Source organism: Nocardia sp. NPDC059764, assembly GCF_042732555.1.
In the GTDB taxonomy this organism is placed as follows: Bacteria; Actinomycetota; Actinomycetes; order Mycobacteriales; family Mycobacteriaceae; genus Nocardia.
In genome coordinates this window covers 1-20,232 of sequence record NZ_JBHWHH010000095.1, presented here as the reverse complement: position 1 = coordinate 20,232, position 20,232 = coordinate 1, and the positions used below count along the sequence as shown (strand labels likewise).

The window sequence follows — 20,232 nt, the reverse complement described above, 5'->3', positions numbered from 1 at the left end:
GATCAGGCCGAATACTGGTCGCGCAGTGCGACCTTCACGACCTTGCCGCTGGCATTGCGGGGCAGTTCGGGCACCACCACCAGGTGCTTGGGGTGCTTGTAGCGGGCCAGGGACTCGTTCAGGAACGGCTCCAGCTCCTCGAGGGTCAGCTCGTCGATGCCCGCGGCCAGCGCGACCACCGCCACCGGCACCTCGCCCCACTTCTCGTGGGCGCGGCCGACCACGGCGGCCTCGTGGATCTTAGGGTGCGCGAAGAGCACGTTCTCGACCTCGGCGCAGTAGATGTTCTCGCCGCCGGAGATGATCATGTCCTTCTTGCGGTCCACCACGTAGACGAAGCCCTCCTCGTCGCGGCGGACCAGGTCACCGGAGTGGAACCAGCCGCCGTGGAAGGCCTCGGCGGTGGCCTCGGGCTTGTTCCAGTAGCGCTGCATGAGAGTCGGTCCGCGGTAGACGATCTCGCCGATCTCGCCCGGGGCGACATCGTTCATCTCGTCGTCGACGACCCGGACCTGCAGGGTCGGGATGGGCAGGCCGACCGAGCCGAGCTTGCGCAGCGCGTCCTTGCCCTCGAGCACGCAGGTGATGGGCGACAGCTCGGTCTGACCGAAGACCGCCACGTTGAAGGCGTCCGGGAAGCAGTCGGCCATGGCCCGCAGCACCGTGTCCGAGGCGGGGGCCGCGCCCCACGACAGCGCCCGCAGGGCCAGCTTGCGCTCCTTGACGGTGGGCTCCTCACAGATGAGCTGCCACTGTGCCGGGACACAGAACGCGGTGGTGGCCTGCTCGGCCTCGATGGCGTCCAGGAATTCGGTGGCGTCGAACGCGCCCAGCGGGTGCAGCACGGTGGTGCCGCCGAGCATGAAATACGGGGCGAGACTGCCCAATCCGGCGATGTGGAACAGCGGCGAGGTGCAGAAGCCGATGGAGTCGGGGCTGATCTCCAGGGCCCGGATACAGGTCAGCGCCTGCGCGTTCATGTTCGCGTGGGTGAGCACCGCGCCCTTGGGGCTGCCGGTGGTGCCCGAGGTGTACATGATCAGGCAGGGGGTGTCCTCCGGAATGTCCAGCGGCGCATGGGGTTCGCCCGGCTCGGCGAGCAGCTCGTCGTAGCCGAGCACGCCCTCCCCGGACTGCCCGTTGATCACGACCACGGTGGACAGGTCCGCGGCCTGCCCGGCCACGCCCACCGCGAGCGGCTGCAGCACCGAGTCGGTGACGATCACCTGCGCACCGGAGTCGGCCACGATGTAGGCGACCTCGGGCGGGGTGAGCCGGAAGTTCACCGGCACCGCGATGGCGCCGAGGGCGTTGATGCCCATGACCGCCTCGATGTACTCGGTGTAGTTCAGCGCCAGGATGAGCACACGATCGCCGAACCCGACCCCTCGACGGGACAGCGCGTCGGCGAACTTCTCCGACCGCTCGTGCAGCTGCTTCCAGGTGATCTCCGCGCCCTTGAACTTGAAGGCCACGTGCCCGGGCCGCATGGCCGCGTGCGTGGCGATCTGGTTCACCCAGTGGTTGCGAGCCGATCGGATCGGCTCGTCTAACGGCTGGAAGGTCATGCGGTGTCCTTTCACGCTGATCGACCGTGAGAATACCGCTTAACTTTCTGACGTGACAAGGGTTACAGAGAAGGATTCATCGATAAGTTCTCACCCAGTCATCCAGCAGTTCAGAGGCAGTATTCGGGGGTGTACCACCCTGTTGTCCACAGGCACCCATCCACAGACCCACAGGTGACGGCACTGTGTTTATGCAAACTCTGACTCACATCAGGGTTGTCGCTCCATATGCAACTATGCGAGTATCGGGGCAGTTGCGAGAGGCAGGGAGAGGACAGCGCCCATGGCACTGAAGACCAGATTCACCGAGACTTTCGGAGTGGAGCACCCCATCGTGCAGGGCGGCATGATGTGGGTCGGCCGCGCCGAGCTCGCCGCGGCCGTCTCCGAAGCGGGCGGCCTCGGCATCATCACCGCGCTGACCCAGCCCACCCCCGACGACCTGCGCCGCGAGATCGACCGCGCGCGGGAGCTGACCGACAAGCCCTTCGGCGTGAACGTCACCATCCTGCCGTCGATCAACCCGCCGCCGTACCAGGAGTACGCGCAGGCCATCATCGACTCCGGCGTGAAGATCGTGGAGACCGCCGGCTCCAACCCCGAGCCGTTCCTGCCGTACTACAAGGAAGCCGGGATCAAGGTGCTGCACAAGTGCACCAGCGTCCGGCACGCGCTCAAGGCCCAGAAGATCGGCGTCGACGGCGTGTCCATCGACGGCTTCGAATGCGCCGGCCACCCCGGCGAGGACGACGTGCCCGGCCTGATCCTGATCCCGGCCGCCACCCAGGCGCTCGACATCCCGGTGATCGCGTCCGGCGGTATCGCCGACGCGCGCGGCCTGGTCGCGGCGCTGGCGCTGGGCGCGGACGGCGTGAACATGGGCACCCGTTTCATGTGCACCCAGGAGTCGGCCATCCACCAGACGGTCAAGGAGCAGATCGTCGCCAACTCCGAGCGGGCCACCCAGCTCATCTTCCGCACCATGCACAACACCGCGCGAGTGGCGGACAACGAGATCAGCCGCAAGGTCGTCGAGATCGAGAAGGCCGGCGGCAAGTTCGAGGACGTCCGGGACCTGGTCGCGGGCGCCCGCGGTCGCCGCGTGTTCGAGGAGGGCGACCTGGACGCCGGCATCTGGTCTGCCGGTCAGGTGCAGGGCCTCATCGACGACATCCCGACCTGCGGCGAGCTGGTGTCGCGCATGGTCGCCGAGGCCGAGGCGCTGATCGGGCAGCGACTGGCGGGCATGCTCGGCTGAGACCCTTCGGGATGATTCCGGCGAAAGACGGTACGTCCCAGACAATTACGACAAGAGCCCTTGGCACTCGTGCCGAGGGCTCTCGTCATTCGGGGTATCCCCGGACGCTGGATCCGTCATGCTTTTCAGTAACGACGGATGCGGCGGAGGTGCCTGAAATGGCAATCACTCGAATCTATCTCGACGACGACGCGCTGCGCCGGACCATGGCCATCTCCGGTGTGTACACCGAACAGGACGCGGTGAACCTAGCACTGCGCTTCTTCAGTACCCACGCCACGGCCGAGGATTTCGACCAGCCCTTTCACTCTCGCACCGCCTCGTAATCCCAGGCGGCGGTGAGCCTCGCGCCGGTCGCGGGGCCGTGCCTGCACGAAAGGTCTTCAGACCGCGAGGAAATCTTGGCAGAATCGCCGGAGTACCTCGACGGCCGACAGCGCGCGGACACGGGAGGGCATTCCTGTGCACCACAGTACGAGAACGACCACCGATCCCACCCCGGCGACGAGGGTGTCGATCGTCGGTGTCGGCTGCCGGGCCACCGGCACCGACTTCGACCACGCGTGGTTCGGGCTGGACCGGCTCGCCGCCGTCGGCCTGACCCCGCGCCAGCGCACCACCCTCGAGGCGGCCGTCGAAGCCCTCGACGACTCCGGATTGGGTTGCCTGGCAACGGGTTCCCAAGCGGCGGTCCTGTTCGGCGCGATCGGCGGCACCAATACGGCACACCACCTGTCGCGTGCGCTCGACCTGCGCGGACCCAGTCTGACGGTGGACAGCCAGCGGGCCTCACCACTGGTGGCGGTGGACATGGGCGTCCGGCTGCTGGCCGACGAATCCGTGCCGTTCGTCCTCGCCGGGGGCGTGGATCTCACCCTGCTCCCGGACATCTCGGACCTGCGCCTGCCACTGCCGCGGGGCGCGGGACTCGAGGGCGGCGACCGCGCGGGCGGTGGCGCCGGGGTGTGCACCGTCCTGGTGCTGCAACGCACCGCCGACGCGTTGCGCACCCGGACCCGCCGCTACGCCGAAATCGGCGGCCCCGGAATCGGTTTCCGCGAGGCACGCGGTGTGGACGCGCACATCGCCCTCGACGATCCGCGCCGGGGCGGATCGTCCGACACCGACCGCGGCGAGGAACCGCCCGTCCTCATCCCGGTCTCCGGACCCGACGCCGTCACCATCCACCACCTGGCCCTGCGCTGGGCCGTCGCGCTCGGCTCGTACCGATCGCTGCGCGAATTCGCCGCCGCCACCGCCAGACTCGTGCCGGAAGCGGCCCGCGCCGCCGTCATCGCGCGCGACGGCATCGAGGCCGCCGCCCAGTTGCGCGCGCTCGCCCGCCGGATCGAGGCGAGCACCACGACGGGTCGCGCCCCGGATCACGCACGGGCGCCGCTGGCGACGCCCGGCACCGGCCCCGTGACCGCCGCTCCCTTCGCGACGGTCTCCGGGCCCGATGTCTTCACGCCGGTTCGCGAACGTGCTGACGGCGGCGTACTTTTCCTGTTCCCCGGCACGGGAGACCATCCCCGGATGGGCCGCGCCCTCGCCGCGCGCTACCCGGTCTTCGCGGCGGCCCTCACCCGGGCAGTCGACGCGGTCGTCACGGTGGGCGGGCCGCGAGTGTGGACACCACGCTACGGATTCGGTCGGAACGGGCACGTCCCCGGATCGACCTCGGCCCACCCGCACCCGGCGTCGGACCACTCACCGCCGTCCACGGCCGGCGCCGCATCGAGTCGCGGCGAGGAACGAGCAGATGCCTCGGAGCTCGACGAGACACAGTGCGCGGGTGACCTTCCCGATAGCGAGACCGGCACTGGGATCGACGGCGACCTCCGAAACTCCAGGAGCCACGACGGGGGAGCCACGGGCATCCCTGATGGTCGCGATGGGATCGTCTCCGGCCAGATTTCGCTGTTCGTCTTCCAGTACGCGCTGGCGGAATTGCTGGAGTCGTGGGGGATTCACGCGGACGGGGTCGCCGGACACGGTGCGGGCGAGGTCGCGGCGGCGGTCGTGTGCGGCGCGCTGTCACTCGAGGACGCGTCGCGGGTCGCGGTGGCGCGAGCGCGGTTGGTGGCCCGGGCCGGTGGGGGCGGGACGGCCGCAGTGCTGGAAGCGACCCCCGCCGAGGTGAATCAGCTGGTCACGCCGATGAGCGCGGAAGTCGCGGTGGCCGCGGTGGACGGCCTCGCGATCACCGTGGCGGGCGAGCCGCGGTATGTCGATGTGCTGGTCCGGCGAGCCCATCGGCGCGCCATCTTCGCACAGCGGGTACCCGCCGGATCGGACCACGAACCGCCACACCTGCCGATGGTCCGCGCCCGCGCCCACGAATTGCGCGGCGAGCTCACCGATCTCGCGCCCCGGCACCCATGGTGGCCGCTCTATTCCACCACCCGCCGCGGCGGCGTGCTGCGCCCCGACAGCCCCGATGGCTCGGCCCACGACACCGACACTCCCACCCTCCCCACCAGCCCGAACAGCGCGCTCCGGATGGACGGCGCGTACTGGGCAGAAAACGTCTCGCAGGCAGTCGAGCTCGCCACGGCATTGGACGGTGTTGTCGCGGACGGCTTTTCGACCGTGGTCGAGGTCGGTCCCACCTCGGTGCTGACCTCCGCGGTGCGGGAGCGGATCGCGCTGCGGGACGGGGCGTGGTCCGTGCTGGCGGCGGATGACGAGGCGGGGAGTCTGTTGCGCACGATCGCGCGGCTGTATCTGGAAGGGCGGACCGTGGATTGGACCGCGCTGGGTCCGCACACGATCGCACCGCCGCAACGGCAGTGGCGGCGACCGGATTCCGGTGATTCGGGCAGTTGGCCGCGGCCCGGGTTCGCCGCGGACGGACATCCACCCGGTCCGGTGTTCCCGGAGGTCGAGATCCGCCCGGAGGGGACCTACGTGGTCGCGGGCGGCCTGGGGCCGCAGGGGGAGGCCGCGGTGCGGTGGCTGCTGGCCGCCGGGGCGCGGGACGTGGTGGTGCTGACCCGCACGCCGCGGCCGCTGCCCGCCCGGCTGACCGGCATGGAGGATCGGATCGTCATGATGCGGTGCGACTGCGCCGACCGCGCCGACCTCGCGACGGCCCTGCAGGACATTCGCGAATGCGGGTCGGCGGTGCGGGGCGTGGTGCACGCGTCCGGCGCGACGCGTCTGGTCGCGGCGACCAATCTGCTGGAGCTGACCGCGGCCGATCCCACGGATTTCACGGTGCTGCTGACCTCGGTGCCCGGTGCCGGCGGGCCGGAGGCGGTGCGGGAACTCGCGGACGCGCAAGTGGATCGGCGCGTCATCTGCGTGGAGTGGGAGGTCGGGCCCGCAGCCTGAACCAGGATCGGGACCGGCTGAGGCATGATGACCGGATGACGGATCCCGAGATCACGGTCAAGTGGAAGAAGGAGCCGGACGAGCACGATTACCCGGCCGCCGCGGACTACCTCGAGATGCTGGCGGAGCCGGACGTCATCGAGCGGGTCGTCCAGTCGCTGCGCGACGCGCCGGTGACCTACAAGAAGGCCAAGGACCTGCTGCGGGCGTCGCACCTGAAGATCCTGCCGAGCTATAACCCCTATGTGCGGCGTGACCTGGCCAAGATCATGGCCGGGAAGGCGTTGTCGCCGATCCTGGCTGTGCGCGGCGACTTCCGCGAGGGCGTGCCCATGCAGATCGTGGACGGCTACCACCGGGTGTGCGCCATCTACTACACCGACGAGAACATCGCGATCCCGGTGAAGATCGCCCCGATGCCCTGAGCTCGGCGTGAACTTCCAGACCCTCACCCTGATCACCCTGCTCGGACTGGCCGGACCCTGGCTGGCCTGGCGGCAGTCCTGGCATCTGCCGGTAATCCTGGGCGAGCTGCTGGCCGGAATCGTCTTCGGCACCACCGGCTTCGGCCTGCTGCACCCGTCCGACCCGACCTTCACCTTCCTGGCCGACGTCGGCTTCGCGGTGGTCATGTTCGTGGCGGGCACCCACGTGCCGGTCCGCGACGCGGCGGTCCGCTCGGCGCTCGGTCGCGGCGCGGTGCGCGCGGTGGCGGTGGGCGTGCTGGCCGTGCTCGCGGGGCAGGGCATCGCGGTCTGGTTCGACACCGGGCACGGGCTGCTCTACGCGGTGCTCATCGCCTCGTCGTCGGCGGCCATCGTGCTGCCGATCATCTACTCCCAGGGCCTGGGCGGAAAGCCGGTCCTGGAGTTGACCGCTCAGGTCGCCCTCGCCGACGCGGCCGCGGTGGTCGCCTTGCCGCTGGTGATCGATCCGGGCAATGCGGGCCGGGCCGCCATCGGCGCGCTGCTGGTCGCGGCGGCCGCGCTGATCGTCTACTTCTTCCTGCGCTGGCTCGAGGAATCCGGCATCCGGCACCGGCTGCACACGGTGTCCGAGGATCGGAAGTTCGCTCTCGAATTGCGGGTCAGCCTGGCGCTGCTGTTCGCCCTGGGCGCGCTGGCCACCCGCAGCCACGTGTCGATCATGTTGGCGGGCTTCGCCCTCGGGCTGGCGGTGGCGGCGGTCGGCGAGCCGCGCCGGGTGGCCAGGCAGCTGTTCGCCCTGAGCGACGGATTCCTCGCGCCCTTGTTCTTCGTCTGGCTGGGTGCGCGACTGAACCTGCGAGAGTTCGGCGACCACCCGTACCTGATCCTGCTCGGCCTGGCGCTGGGGGCGGGCGCGGTGCTGGCCCACGCGCTCATGCGGGTACTGGGTCAGCCGGTTCCGCTGGGCGCCATCGCCTCGGCGCAGATCGGGGTCCCGGTCGCGGCGGTCACGGTGGGCACCCAGCTGCATGTGCTGAAACCGGGCGAACCGGCCGCGCTGATGTTCGGGGCGCTCGTCACGATCGCCGCCGCCGCCTGGGGCGCGCGAAGCGCAGCCCAGTCCCAGCGGGACAACTGATTTCGTGAGGTGAGGGTAACTCCCCGGGTACGCCCAGGATCGGATCGGATCCCAACCGCCGGCCCGCATGTGGGACAGGAGACGGCACTCAGTCCGGCGCTGAAGTTCCGGGGAGGCGGGGGAGATCGCGACCGAGGAGTTTGTCGGTCTCGCGGCGTTCGCGTTTGGTGGGGCGTCCCGCGCCCCGATCGCGGCGCGGTATCAGCGCGGTCAGTTGCGGATCGGGCGGGGGCGGGCTCTTGTCGATCATGCACTGCACCGCCACGGCCGCGCCCACCCGTTTGGTGATGAGCTGCTCGACGATGACGATGCGTTCGATCCCATTGACGCGCACCCGGATCTCGTCACCGGGTTTCAGCGAGTGCGCGGGTTTCACCGGCACGCCGTTCACCCGGACATGCCCGGAGCGGCAGGCCGCGGCGGCCGCCGAGCGGGTCTTGAAAATGCGGACGGCCCAGGTCCAAGCATCAACTCGGGCCTGGGCCGTAGTGCTCAGTGGAGCAGGGGTCACACTCTAGACGATACGGTCACGCCACGACGCGACGCGCGGTGACCACCTGGCCCGCGTGCAGCGGGGTGTAGGAGACCGGGGTGCCGGACTGGACCGCGTTCAGCAGCTTGCCGTCGCCGGCGTAGATGCCGACGTGGCCGCCGCCGTTGGTGATGACGATGTCGCCGGGCTGCAGGTCGTCGAAGGCGACCGGGGCGCCGACATTGGACTGCTCGAAGCTGGTGCGGGGCAGCTCGATTCCGGCCTGCTTGTAGGCCCACTGGACCAGGCCGGAGCAGTCGAAGCTGTAGGGACCGGTGGCGCCCCAGGAGTACTGGGCGCCGACCTTGGTCTCGGCCGCGTGCAGGGCGATGTCACCCACGGAGCTCGGCTTGTTGAAGATGGTCGGCAGCTGGAACTGCGGAGCGGGCGCGACCGCCGGGGCGCCGACCTGGGCGCCGCCGCCCAGAGCGCCGGGGGTCTGCATCGCCGTCGCGGCGTCCTTGACCGTCTGGTTGAACTGCTGCACCTGGGGCGTGAATTCGTCCGGCACATCGAAGTTTCCGATGCCGGGGATCTCGACGGTGGCGGCCGTGGCGGTGATCGCCGGGAAGACACCAGTAGTCGTCGCCGCCATCGCACCCATGACGATGGCACCCTTAACGGAAGCCGGAAGCTTCGATTCCTGCTGCAAGCTGTGCTTACCCACTGAGACGCATCTCCGATCGTGCTGCTTGTAACTTCGCGGGCTGCCTCTCCGATGAAGCAACAGACTCCGCTAAGTCACGAGAAGATTACGACTCGGTCGCCCTGTTGTCCACCCGACACGGGCGGCATGTCCGATGTTCCCGAAAACGTCCCGCTAAGCGGTCATTTCGGTGTAAAGAGCCAGGGATCACGAGACGATATAGGTGATCGTTCCGGCCGTTATCAACCCTTTGCCTGGGCGCCCCGCTCCAGTTCGGCAATCCGCCGGCGCGCGTCGGCGAGGTCCACTTCCAACTGACCCAGGGCCATCACCAGCGGTCCGACCGCGAGGTCGGCCACCAGCTGCGGATCGTCGTACCCGCGCTCGATGGCGACCAGGATGTTGTCGCGGATGCGCGCGGCGACCACCGCCTCGGCGGGGACGTTCCAGGACTCGACCACCTCCGCGACGGTGGGGGGTACGACTTCTTCCGACATGAACCCTCCTGCCCTGGATCCCAACGAATCAGGCATAAGGGTAGAGACCCCCGGCGACAGCGCGGGCACATGTGCCGCATGCCGGTCGATAGCTGCGTCTAGGGCCCGCCATAGATACCCGGATAATCCGTGATTCCCGCGCTACGGTTGGGCCGCATGGACCCCGTCAAGAATCCGTACGCGCCCGGCGCGGGGCAGCGGCCACCGGAGCTCGCGGGCCGGGACCGGCAGCTCGCGGCCTTCGACATCGTGCTGGAACGGGTGGCGAAGGGCAGGCCGGAGCGCAGCGTCATGCTCACCGGACTGCGCGGGGTCGGAAAGACGGTGCTGCTCAACCAGCTTCGCTCCGCGGCTCGCACCCGCGGCTGGGGCACCGGCAAGCTGGAGGCGCGACCGGATCAGGAACTGCGGCGGCCGCTGGCCTCGGCGCTGCACATGGCGGTGCGTTCCCTGGCTGTGGGACACCGCAATCCGGAGCAGGTGGACGATTTCCTGGGGATTCTCAAGGCTTTCGCGCTGCGCTCCACCGCCGACAAGGGCATGCGGGACCGCTGGAACCCGGGCATCGACGTGCCCGCGGTGACCGGGCGCGCCGACTCCGGCGACATCGAGATCGACCTCGTCGAGCTGCTCGTGGAGGCGGCGGCGCTGGTGCGCGATCACGGCATCGGAATCGCGGTGTTCATCGACGAGATGCAGGATCTCGGGGCCGCCGACATCTCCGCCATCTGCGGGGCCTGCCACGAATTGAGCCAGGACGCCGCGCCTTTGATCGTGGTCGGGGCGGGGCTGCCGCACCTGCCCGCGGTGCTGACCGCGTCCAAGAGCTACTCCGAGCGCTTGTTCTCCTATCACCGGATCGATCGGCTGGATCGGGAGTCGGCGGACCAGGCGTTGATCGCGCCCGCCGAGCGGGAGAGCGTGGAGTACTCGACGGAGGCGCTGGACGCGCTCTACAAGAAGGCCGACGGCTACCCGTACTTCGTGCAGGCGTACGGCAAGGCGGCGTGGGACGCGGCGGCGCGGAGTCCGATCTCGGCCGAGGACGTGGCGGTGGCCTCACCCGCGGCCGAAGAAGAATTGGCGGTCGGTTTCTTTGGTTCCCGCTACGAACGCGCAACGCCCGCCGAGCGTGAATACATGCGCGCGATGGCCGATCTGTCCGGAGACGACGGACCGGTCGCGACCTCGGCGGTCGCCAACGAATTGGGGCGAAAACCCGCATCTCTGTCCCCAGCCCGGGACGGGCTGATCAAGAAGGGACTCATCTATTCGGCCGAGCGCGGCACCATCGGATTCACGGTTCCGCATTTCGGTCGCTACCTCCGTGGCGTGCAATAGGAGCAGGTGAACGGTGGATCTACCCCTACCGGTGGGTAACAAAGGCTCCTACACTCGAATGTGATTCTCATCACGGTCGAGGAGGACATCATGGCGACTGTCGCCAAAGTCGACGCCACCGAAGAACAGGCCCGGGCACTCGTCGAGGAATCCCGCGAAACCACCTGGGCCAAGCCATCCTTCGCCAAGGAGATGTTCCTCGGCCGATTTCGGCTCGACCTCATCCATCCGTTCCCCCGCCCCAGCGCCGCCGACGAGGCCAAGATCGAGGCCTACCTGACCCGGCTGCGCGCGTTCTGCGAGACCATCGACGGCCTCCGCATCGAGGCCGAGGGCCGCATCCCCGACGAGTACGTGCGCGGGCTGGCCGAGCTCGGTTGCTTCGGGCTCAAGATCCCCGAGGAATACGGCGGCGTCGGGCTCTCGCAGGTCGGCTACAACCGCGCGCTCATGCTGGTCGGCTCCGCGCACGCCAGCCTCGGCGTGCTGCTCTCGGCGCACCAGTCCATCGGCGTGCCGGAACCGCTGAAGCTGGCGGGCACCCCGGAACAGAAGCGGGAGTTCCTGCCGCGCTGCGCCAAGGGCGCGGTCAGCGCGTTCCTGCTCACCGAACCCGATGTCGGCTCCGATCCGGCGCGCATGGCCTCCACCGCCACCCCGACCACCGACGGCGAGGCCTACGAACTCAACGGCGTGAAGCTGTGGACCACCAATGGCGTGGTGGCCGAACTGCTGGTGGTGATGGCGCGGGTGCCCAAGAGCGAGGGGCACCGCGGCGGCATCTCCGCGTTCATCGTGGAGGCCGACAGCCCCGGCATCACGGTGGAACGGCGCAACGGGTTCATGGGTCTGCGCGGCATCGAGAACGGCGTCACCCGCATGCACAACGTGCGGGTCCCGAAGCGAAACCTGGTGGGGCGTGAGGGCGATGGGCTGAAGATCGCGCTCACCACCCTCAACGCGGGCCGCCTGGCGATTCCGGCCATGTGCACCGCGGCGGCCAAGTGGTCGTTGAAGATCACGCGGGAATGGTCGGCCACCCGGGTGCAGTGGGGCCGCCCGGTCGGCGAGCACGGCGCGGTCGGCACCAAGCTGTCCTTCATCGCCGCAACGACTTTCGCGTTGGAGTCGGTGCTCGACCTGTCCGCCACCATGTGCGACGAGAACCGCAACGACATCCGCATCGAGGCCGCGCTGGCCAAACTGTGGGCCTCGGAGATGGCCTGCCAGATCGCCGACGAACTGGTGCAGATCCGCGGCGGACGCGGCTACGAGACCGCCGCGTCGCTGCGGGCCCGCGGCGAAAGGGCGGTCGCCGCCGAGCAATTGGTGCGGGATCTGCGGATCAACCGCATCTTCGAGGGCTCCAGCGAGATCATGCGCCTGCTCATCGCCCGCGAGATGGCCGACGCCCACATGGCCGCCGCCGGCGCCCTGGTCGACCGCAATGCCGAACTCAAGGACAAGGCCAAGGCGGCGGTCGGCGCGAGCGGCTTCTACGCCAAGTGGTTCCCGCAACTGGCCGTCGGCGCCGGCACCGCCCCGGTGAGCTACGGCGAATTCGGCCCCCTCGCCCGCCACATGCGCTACGTCGAACGCATGTCCCGCAAGCAGGCCCGCGCCCTCATGTACGGCATGGCCCGCTGGCAGGCCAAGCTCGAATACAAGCAGGGCTTCCTCGGCCGCATCGTCGACATCGGCGCCGAACTGTTCGCCATGGCCGCCGCCTGCGTCCGCGCCCAGTCCCTCCGCGTCGCGGGCAGCCCCGACGGCGAAGCCGCCGAAGAACTGGCAGAGGTCTTCTGCCGCCAGTCCCGCCTCCGCATCGAGCGCCTCTTCGACGCCCTCTGGTCCAACACCGACGACGCCGACGCCGACCTGGCCCGCGGCATCCTCGACGGCCGCTACCAATGGATCGAAGGCGGCGCCCTGGACCCGAGCGAAGGCACCGGCCCCTGGATCGCCGAATGGCAGTTCGGGCCCTCGGTGGAGCAGAACCTGCTGAGGCCGTTCCTGCCGTCCACCAAGACGGGGGTCGCGACCTAGCCGAAGGCTCGCCGTGGAACTCTGCCGCTGTCTAGCGAACTGCGTAGATAGCGGCAGATTCTCAGGACGAGGGGTGGGGGGCGAAAGCTCGGGCCCAGATCTCGCGGAGGGCGATGGCGAGGAGGACGATCGGCAGGGCGGGGAGGACGGCGGAGGTGCCATGGCCGCCGCAGCCGGTCGGATTCACCGACCAGAGCACGATCGCGGCGACGAACGGGGTGCCGACGGTCATCAGGCCCGGGAGCAGGCGGCCGACCGCGGCCGCTTCGACGGCGGCGGCGATGATCAGGACGAGGAAGGCTATGACCGCGATCGGGCTCGCTGTGCAGAAGCCGTCGGAGGGGATGTAGTCGGCGTATCTGCGGGGCATGTCGGCGTCGCCGGTCCAGCTGAAATCGGCGCCGGCCGGCCACAGGGTCGCGACGACGAAGACCCACCAGCACACGTGGCCGGTGACATGGACGAACCGGAACAAGCGGTCTCGTGTCACCGGGTCAACTTTAGTCGTGGCTTATCTACGAGTTTCTATTGTTTTTGCTAGATCTAAGTAGATATTCATGAGGTGCAAGTTGCCGAGGGCCGGGAGGATCCGTCGGCAGGCTGTATAGATCCGCGGAGACAGTTGGACAACTTGTGCATAACGCCTGGTGTGGGGGGTTAACGCCGGGGGCATCCATTCCGACAACCGGGCAAGAAGGCGCACTCTTCAGGAGGACGTCATGTCCACGCTCAACTCTCGCGCGGCCGATTTCGACGGCCGCCACATCACCGTCACGGCGGATGACGGCGTGCCACTCGCGGTGCGCGAGTTCGGCGCCACCGATGCCCCGGTCACCGTGGTGTTCGTGCACGGGCACTGTTTGCGCGCCGAGTCGTGGGCGTTCATGCGCGGGCACCTGATGGAGACCTGGGGCGAGGACACCCACATGGTGTTCTACGACCATCGCGGACACGGTGATTCGGGCAATGCGGACCCCTCGACCTACACCATCGAGCAGCTGGCCAAGGATCTGGACGCCGTGTTGCGGTCCGTGGTGCCGACCGGACCCGTTGTGCTGGTGGGGCATTCGATGGGCGCCATGACCGTGCTGGCGTACGCGCGGCTGCACCCGATGGCCATCGGCACCCGGATCGTGGGCGTCGGCCTGATCTCCAGCGCCGCCAACGGCGTGACCCGGGTGGGGCTGGGACGGCTGCTGAGCCCGCCCGCGGTGAGCTCGCTGCGTGCCGCGGTGAAGCGCGCGCCGCGGGCCATGCAGGCCTCGAAGCACCTGAGCCGCCGGATCTTCGAGCCGATCATGCGCGATGCCACCCTGGGCACCCGGAAGGTGAGCCCGCGCATGCTGGCGGTGGCGACGGCCATGCTCAACGACACCTCGCTGCTGACCATGGCCAGCTTCCTGGAGTCGCTGATCCAGTTCGACGAGTCCGCGACCGTGCACCGGCTGGGCTCGATTCCGGTGCTGGTGCTGGCCGGGTCGGCGGACATCATGATCCCGTTCGCACATTCGGTGGTGCTGGCCTCCCAGGTCGACGACGCCGAGCTGGTGCGCCTGGACGGGGCCGGGCACAGCGTGATCCTGGAGCGGGCCGAGGAGGTGGCCGCGGCGGTGGTCGGGCTGGTGGCGCGGGCGACCGCGGCCATGCGCGCCGGGGACCCGGATTTCGGCCCCGACGGCGGGCCCGAGTACGCCATCGCGGGGTAGCCGGGCGCCACTCGACGACGGCCCGATTCGTGGATCTGAAACGCGTCAGACCCCAATTCGAGCCCTCTCGACAGGCCCTCGACCAGCGAATATCCATCGCGAACGAGACGAATCCCGCATGATCACGTACTGTGTTGTAGATCACGATGTGTGGTCTGTCACACGGGTCGAGGAGGTTTTCGATGACACGCAGCGAGATTGCGGAACTCCGCTACGCGGTTGGCCAGCTCCGCCAGTGCGTGGGCGCACTGCGCTCGCACTACGGAGACGCGGGCACCGTCCGCCGGCTGGAGAACGATCTGGAGCGGCTCAGCATCGATGCCGACGAGTTCGAGCAGACCCCGCCGCCGGAGTCTCCCGCCGCGAAGCAGGAGACGATCTACGTCCCGGACGCCAAGCACGACGAGGCGGCCTGGATGGGCGCGCAGGACGAGGGTCTCGGCTTCCACTCCCGTCCCCGCACCAAGTAGTCCCGACGATCCTCAGGGCCGGTGGCGACCCCGGCCCGACCGTCTGCCGCCCGCACCACGGAAGCGGGCCCCGCGCGGAGCCTCGGAAACCGGTGTCCGATCCGGTGATTCGAAGACCGCGGCCAGGGCACGGCCGGCGCCCGTCGGTGTCACGGCGAGCCCGAGGCTGCCGTCGCGCCGTGCCAATTCGTGCATCATGGTGGTGACCATGCGCAGGCCCGCGGCCCCGCCCGGATCGCCCAGGGCGATCGAGCCGCCGTGCACGTTCAGTCGGTCACCGGCGGCGTCCGCGAGTCCGCCGGTGTGGCTCACGAGACCCAGGGTGCGCGCCACGGCCAGCACCTCCACCGCGGACGTCTCCTCGACCTCCAGCAATTCCAGTTCGGTCAAGCCGACCCCGTTGCGCCACAGGGCCTTCGCGACCGCGGATGTCGCGGCGGGCGCGGTCGTCCCGGCGGCCGCGGCGGCACTCACCCAATCCGTCAGATAGCCCAGGGGTTCGAGGCCCAGATCCACCAGACGATCCTCCGCGACCACCAGGCAGGCCGACGCCGCGAGCCCGCGGGTGCTGCAGTTGGCCGCGGTGGACACGCCGCCGGACCGGAACGGGGACAGCGCGGCGAAGGCGCGCGGGGAGACGTCGTCGCGCAGGCCTTCATCCCGGTCTACCAGGCGCACCACGTCCGAACTCGGGTCGTCGGGCCGTGAGCACACCACCACCGGCGCGATCTCCGCGCCGAAGACGCCCTGGCGGTGCGCACGGGCGGCGCGGCGGTGACTCGCGGCGGCGAAGTCGTCGGCGACGGCGCGATCCAGACCGTGATCGTGGGCGAGTTGTTCGGTCAGGAGCGATTCCGCTTGTCCGCGCGGCGGTTCGGCAGCCCAGAGCGCGATCTGCTCGTCGGTGCTGGGCCCCGCGGGGTTCCCGGGCCCGGGACGGGGCGCCGAAAAGCGCGGCACGCTGGCCGGTTGCGCATCGAATGAGTCTGCTGCGCAAGGGTATTCGGAGCCCACGGCGAGAACGACATCGGCCGCGCCGGTGCGCACCATCATGGCGGCGGCGACCAGGGCGCGCAGTCCGCCACCGGATCCCGTGCCCACCGCGAAGTCGCCGAGCTCGGGAGACAGGCCGCAGCGGGCCAGGGACGGGCGGATGGCGTCGAAGTCGGGGACCGCGGTGACCAGCTGTTCCACTCGCTTCGGGTCGATGCCGGAACGGCCGAGCACCGCCGAAAGCACTGTTCCGACCAGACGGTTCGGTGACACCGCGGCCAATGCTCCACCGGGCAAGCCCACGGGCGTGCGCATCGGCATCACGATGGCGGCTCGTCTCATCAGCGGCTCCCTTCAACCCTCATCAGGGGCACAGGCCACCACACCGTTGTTGCTGCCGTGTGACGGCGTGTAACCGGCGGAAACGACGCTCCGGAGCTGCGAAATCCCGAATCGCCCAATCCCCGTGACAGCCCGCCGGGTTCGCGAGATTGCCGTTAGTTCACTACGCAAACGAAGCAGGAAAGCTCGCAGGAAATGTGGCGTAAATCACGGGATCACGAAATAGCTGATGCGAGCTCGAGTCATAGCACTCCTGTCGTAGGGTGCTCACCATCACATTCGATGCCGGAGGTAACGATGACGTTCCACGGGGTAGAGCAGCGAGGCATCCAGCAGTGAGCGCCGCACCAGTCAAGGCTTCTGAATCGAGTACCGGGGTTTTCAGCAGGGGTCGGGCCGCCATCGCGGCACGCACGCTGCGCACCGACCGGTGGTGGTTGCCGCCGGCATTGACGGTGCTCGGACTGGGGGCGTTCGTCGTCTACGCGACCGTCAGATCCTTTGTGCGGACCGCGTATTGGGTGAACGACTTCCACTATCTGACACCGTTCTATTCGCCCTGTCTGAGCGCTTCGTGCGTCGAGGGCTCGAGCCACTTCGGCACCCCGATCGGCCACCTGCCCATGTGGATTCCGCTGGGCTTCCTGGTGCTGCCGTTCCTGTTGCTGTTCCGGCTCACCTGTTACTACTACCGCAAGGCCTACTACCGGTCGGTGTGGATGTCCCCGCCGGCCTGCGCCGTGGCCGAGCCGCACGCCAAATATTCTGGGGAGACCAAGCTTCCGCTGATCATCCAGAACGCGCACCGCTACTTCTTCTACGTCGCGGTGCTCATCTCGGTGATCAACACCTATGACGCGGTGATCTCCTTCCACGCCGAGGACGGTGGCTTCGGCATCGGCCTGGGCACGGCGATCATCACCGGGAACGCCCTGCTGCTGTGGGCGTACACGCTGTCGTGCCACTCCTGCCGGCACATCGCGGGCGGGCGGCTCAAGCACTTCTCGCAGCACCCGGTGCGCTACCGCTTCTGGACCGTGGTGTCGAAGCTGAACACCCGGCACATGCAGTTGGCCTGGACCACGCTGGGCACGCTGGTCCTCACCGATTTCTACGTCATGCTGGTCGCGAGCGGAACCATCTCCGATCCTCGCCTCATCGGCTGACAGTCCTCTATTCCTCAGTCTCCCAGGAGTATTCGGTTCCATGCCTGAAGTCGAGCGGCACAAGTACGACGTCGTCGTGATCGGTGCCGGCGGTGCCGGTCTGCGTGCGGTGATCGAGGCCCGCGAACACGGTTTGTCGGTGGCGGTGGTCTGCAAGTCCCTGTTCGGCAAGGCGCACACCGTCATGGCCGAGGGCGGCTGCGCGGCCGCCATGGGCAATGCCAACGAGAAGGACAACTGGCAGGTCCATTTCAAGGACACCATGCGCGGTGGGAAGTTCCTCAACAACTGGCGCATGGCCGAGCTTCATGCCCAGGAGGCCCCCGACCGGGTGTGGGAGCTGGAAACCTATGGGGCGCTGTTCGACCGCACCCCGGACGGACGGATCAGCCAGCGCAACTTCGGCGGCCACACCTATCCGCGGCTGGCGCACGTCGGTGACCGCACCGGCCTGGAGATCATCCGCACCATGCAGCAGAAGATCGTCTCGCTGCAGCAGGAGGATTTCGCGCAGACCGGCGACTACGAGCCGCGGATCAAGATCTTCGCCGAGTGCACCATCACCGAACTGCTCAAGGACGGCGACAAGATCTCCGGGGCCTTCGGCTACTGGCGGGAATCGGGCCGCTTCATCCTGTTCGAGACGCCCGCGGTGGTCATCGCCACCGGCGGCGTCGGCAAGTCCTACAAGGTGACCTCCAACTCCTGGGAGTACACCGGCGACGGCCACGCGCTCGCGCTGCGCGCCGGGGCCTCGCTGATCAATATGGAGTTCCTGCAGTTCCATCCGACCGGCATGGTCTGGCCGCCCTCGGTGAAGGGCATCCTGGTCACCGAGGGTGTGCGCGGCGACGGCGGGGTGCTCAAGAACTCCGACGGCAAGCGGTTCATGTTCGACTACATCCCGCCGGTGTTCAAGGGGCAGTACGCCGAGAGCATCGAGGAGGCGGACCAGTGGTTGAAGGACAACGACTCCGCCCGCCGCACCCCGGACCTGCTGCCCCGTGACGAGGTGGCACGCGCCATCAACGAAGAGGTGAAGGCGGGGCGCGGCACCGAACACGGCGGCGTGTACCTCGACATCGCCTCGCGGCTGCCCGCCGACCAGATCGTCAAGCGGCTGCCGTCCATGCACCACCAGTTCAAGGAGCTGGCGGACGTGGACATCACGAAGGAGCCGATGGAGGTCGGGCCGACCTGCCACTACGTCATGGGCGGCATCGAGGTCGACCCGGACACCCAGGCGGCGAAGGTGCCGGGCTTGTTCGCGGCCGGTGAGTGCGCGGGCGGCCTGCACGGATCCAACCGGCTCGGCGGCAACTCGCTGTCGGACCTGCTGGTGTTCGGCCGTCGCGCCGGGCTGGGCGCGGCCACCTATGTGGAGCAGCTGGCCGCGCGGCCCAAGATCTCCGACACCGATATCGCCGCGGCCGCGAAAGCGGCGGTGACGCCGTTCGATCCGCCGGACGAGGGCCGGGGGGAGAACCCCTACACCCTGCACATGGACCTGCAGCAGACCATGAACGACCTGGTCGGCATCATCCGCAAGGAACACGAGTTGAAGCAGGCCGTGGAGAAGCTGTCCGAACTGCGTGACCGCTACGACCACGTCACCGTGGAGGGGCACCGGCAGTTCAACCCGGGCTGGCACCTGGCCATCGACCTGCGCAATATGCTGCTGATCAGCGAATGCGTCGCGCAGGCGGCGCTGTTGCGCACCGAGAGCCGCGGCGGCCACACTCGCGACGACCACCCGGGCATGGATCCGGTGTGGCGGAATCAGTTGCTGGTCTGCACGATCGGCGAGGACGAGGTCGGGTTCTCGGTGCCCGCGGTCACCGTCACCTCCGAGGCCCAGATCCCGATGCGCGCCGAGCTGCTGCGGCTGTTCGACCTGGCGGAACTCGAAAAGTATTACACCCCCGCCGATCTCGCGGAGCTGCGGGACGACGCCGGAAAGGCGGAATAGCCATGGGTTATCAGGCGAAGTTCAAGGTGTGGCGCGGCGATACCGAGGGCGGCGGCCTGCACGACTTCACCGTGGAGGTGAACGAGGGCGAGGTGGTGCTCGACATCATCCACCGCCTGCAGGCCACCCAGGCCCCGGATCTGGCGGTGCGCTGGAACTGCAAGGCGGGCAAGTGCGGTTCGTGCTCGGCCGAGGTGAACGGCCGGCCGCGGCTGCTGTGCATGACCCGGATGTCGACGTTCACCGAGGACGAAGTGGTGACGGTGACGCCGATGCGCACCTTCCCCGTCATTCGCGACCTGGTCACGGATGTGTCGTTCAATTACCGGAAGGCGCGCGAGGTTCCGTCGTTCACGCCGCCGGTGGATCTGAAGCCGGGCGATTATCGGATGCAGCAGGCCGATGTGGAACGGTCACAGGAATTCCGCAAGTGCATCGAGTGTTTCCTGTGCCAGAACACCTGTCACGTGGTGCGTGATCACGAGGACAACAAGCACGCATTCTCGGGCCCGCGTTACCTGATGCGAATTGCGGAACTCGAAATGCATCCTCTCGATGTGGCGGATCGCCGTGATCTGGCTCAGGAGGACGCCGGGCTGGGCTACTGCAACATCACGAAGTGCTGCACCGAGGTGTGCCCCGAGCACATCAAGATCACCGACAATGCGCTGATCCCGCTCAAGGAACGCGTGGTGGACCGGAAATACGATCCGATCGTCTGGCTGGGAAACAAACTGTTCCGTCGCTGACGAATACCACAGAAGATCTGCCACCTGGGCCCCGCGCACCAGCGCGG

The 20,232-nt window shown here is 68.4% G+C and carries 18 protein-coding genes; 12 read left to right on the top strand and 6 right to left on the bottom strand.

The window, feature by feature from the left end:
- Positions 1-2: 2 nt before the first annotated feature.
- On the bottom strand, positions 3-1,568 hold the full coding sequence (fadD5, locus tag ACFV4K_RS21280) for a fatty-acid--CoA ligase FadD5 (protein ID WP_379277043.1): 1,566 nt from the start codon (positions 1,566-1,568) through the stop codon (positions 3-5).
- 283 nt (positions 1,569-1,851) lie between these two features.
- On the opposite strand from fadD5, the gene ACFV4K_RS21275 reads away from it, so the two are divergent.
- From ACFV4K_RS21275 to ACFV4K_RS21255, 5 genes are all read left to right on the top strand, one after another.
- A complete protein-coding gene (locus tag ACFV4K_RS21275) occupies positions 1,852-2,826 on the top strand; it encodes a nitronate monooxygenase family protein (protein ID WP_357098790.1) in 975 nt (324 codons plus the stop codon).
- Between the two features lie 158 nt (positions 2,827-2,984).
- Entirely contained in the window at positions 2,985-3,152 is a 168-nt protein-coding gene (locus tag ACFV4K_RS21270; protein WP_357098794.1) for a type II toxin-antitoxin system VapB family antitoxin, read from the top strand.
- Between the two features lie 184 nt (positions 3,153-3,336).
- Positions 3,337-6,162, top strand: coding sequence for an acyltransferase domain-containing protein (locus tag ACFV4K_RS21265; protein WP_379277041.1), 2,826 nt, complete (start codon positions 3,337-3,339; stop codon positions 6,160-6,162).
- A gap of 35 nt (positions 6,163-6,197) precedes the next feature.
- The gene (locus ACFV4K_RS21260; protein ID WP_379277039.1) at positions 6,198-6,587 is read left to right on the top strand and encodes a hypothetical protein; all 390 of its coding nucleotides are present in this window, start codon (positions 6,198-6,200) and stop codon (positions 6,585-6,587) included.
- A gap of 7 nt (positions 6,588-6,594) precedes the next feature.
- Complete coding sequence (locus tag ACFV4K_RS21255; RefSeq protein ID WP_379277038.1) at positions 6,595-7,728, top strand: cation:proton antiporter; 1,134 nt, start codon at positions 6,595-6,597, stop codon at positions 7,726-7,728.
- A gap of 88 nt (positions 7,729-7,816) precedes the next feature.
- Here ACFV4K_RS21255 and ACFV4K_RS21250 read toward each other — a convergent pair whose 3' ends face one another.
- The 3 genes from ACFV4K_RS21250 to ACFV4K_RS21240 all read right to left on the bottom strand — a co-directional run bounded on the left by ACFV4K_RS21250 (position 7,817) and on the right by ACFV4K_RS21240 (position 9,403).
- Positions 7,817-8,239: an RNA-binding S4 domain-containing protein gene (locus tag ACFV4K_RS21250; protein WP_379277036.1), complete on the bottom strand. Its 423-nt coding sequence runs from the start codon at positions 8,237-8,239 to the stop codon at positions 7,817-7,819.
- Between the two features lie 16 nt (positions 8,240-8,255).
- Positions 8,256-8,864 (bottom strand): C40 family peptidase, encoded by a 609-nt coding sequence (locus tag ACFV4K_RS21245; protein WP_379277034.1) that lies wholly within the window; start codon positions 8,862-8,864, stop codon positions 8,256-8,258.
- Between the two features lie 284 nt (positions 8,865-9,148).
- Positions 9,149-9,403: a hypothetical protein gene (locus ACFV4K_RS21240; RefSeq protein ID WP_379277033.1), complete on the bottom strand. Its 255-nt coding sequence runs from the start codon at positions 9,401-9,403 to the stop codon at positions 9,149-9,151.
- A 156-nt stretch (positions 9,404-9,559) separates the two neighbouring features.
- Between ACFV4K_RS21240 and ACFV4K_RS21235 the strand changes: the two genes are divergently transcribed.
- Together ACFV4K_RS21235 and ACFV4K_RS21230 are read left to right on the top strand one after the other, a co-directional pair.
- On the top strand, positions 9,560-10,744 hold the full coding sequence (locus ACFV4K_RS21235; protein ID WP_379277031.1) for an AAA family ATPase: 1,185 nt from the start codon (positions 9,560-9,562) through the stop codon (positions 10,742-10,744).
- A 90-nt stretch (positions 10,745-10,834) separates the two neighbouring features.
- Positions 10,835-12,790 (top strand): acyl-CoA dehydrogenase family protein, encoded by a 1,956-nt coding sequence (locus tag ACFV4K_RS21230; RefSeq protein WP_379277030.1) that lies wholly within the window; start codon positions 10,835-10,837, stop codon positions 12,788-12,790.
- A 61-nt stretch (positions 12,791-12,851) separates the two neighbouring features.
- Here ACFV4K_RS21230 and ACFV4K_RS21225 read toward each other — a convergent pair whose 3' ends face one another.
- Positions 12,852-13,280, bottom strand: a complete 429-nt coding sequence (locus ACFV4K_RS21225; RefSeq protein WP_379277029.1) for a hypothetical protein — start codon at positions 13,278-13,280, stop codon at positions 12,852-12,854.
- A gap of 229 nt (positions 13,281-13,509) precedes the next feature.
- Between ACFV4K_RS21225 and ACFV4K_RS21220 the strand changes: the two genes are divergently transcribed.
- The gene (locus ACFV4K_RS21220; RefSeq protein ID WP_379277028.1) at positions 13,510-14,496 is read left to right on the top strand and encodes an alpha/beta fold hydrolase; all 987 of its coding nucleotides are present in this window, start codon (positions 13,510-13,512) and stop codon (positions 14,494-14,496) included.
- Positions 14,497-14,678: 182 nt separating this feature from the next.
- Positions 14,679-14,966, top strand: coding sequence for a hypothetical protein (locus ACFV4K_RS21215; RefSeq protein WP_357098825.1), 288 nt, complete (start codon positions 14,679-14,681; stop codon positions 14,964-14,966).
- A gap of 12 nt (positions 14,967-14,978) precedes the next feature.
- Here the strand turns inward: ACFV4K_RS21215 and ACFV4K_RS21210 are convergent, their stop codons facing one another.
- Positions 14,979-16,301: an acetyl-CoA acetyltransferase gene (locus ACFV4K_RS21210; protein ID WP_379277026.1), complete on the bottom strand. Its 1,323-nt coding sequence runs from the start codon at positions 16,299-16,301 to the stop codon at positions 14,979-14,981.
- A gap of 335 nt (positions 16,302-16,636) precedes the next feature.
- Here ACFV4K_RS21210 and ACFV4K_RS21205 point away from each other — a divergent pair, with 335 nt between their 5' ends.
- From ACFV4K_RS21205 to ACFV4K_RS21195, 3 genes are read left to right on the top strand one after another with little or no spacing between them, the layout of a single operon-like run.
- Positions 16,637-17,467 carry a hypothetical protein gene (locus ACFV4K_RS21205; protein ID WP_379277024.1) on the top strand — a complete coding sequence of 277 codons (831 nt, stop codon included), beginning with the start codon at positions 16,637-16,639 and terminating at the stop codon, positions 17,465-17,467.
- Between the two features lie 40 nt (positions 17,468-17,507).
- Positions 17,508-19,436 (top strand): fumarate reductase/succinate dehydrogenase flavoprotein subunit, encoded by a 1,929-nt coding sequence (locus ACFV4K_RS21200; protein WP_379277023.1) that lies wholly within the window; start codon positions 17,508-17,510, stop codon positions 19,434-19,436.
- 2 nt (positions 19,437-19,438) lie between these two features.
- Positions 19,439-20,185 carry a succinate dehydrogenase/fumarate reductase iron-sulfur subunit gene (locus ACFV4K_RS21195; protein WP_357274730.1) on the top strand — a complete coding sequence of 249 codons (747 nt, stop codon included), beginning with the start codon at positions 19,439-19,441 and terminating at the stop codon, positions 20,183-20,185.
- The last annotated feature ends 47 nt before the right edge of the window (positions 20,186-20,232 follow it).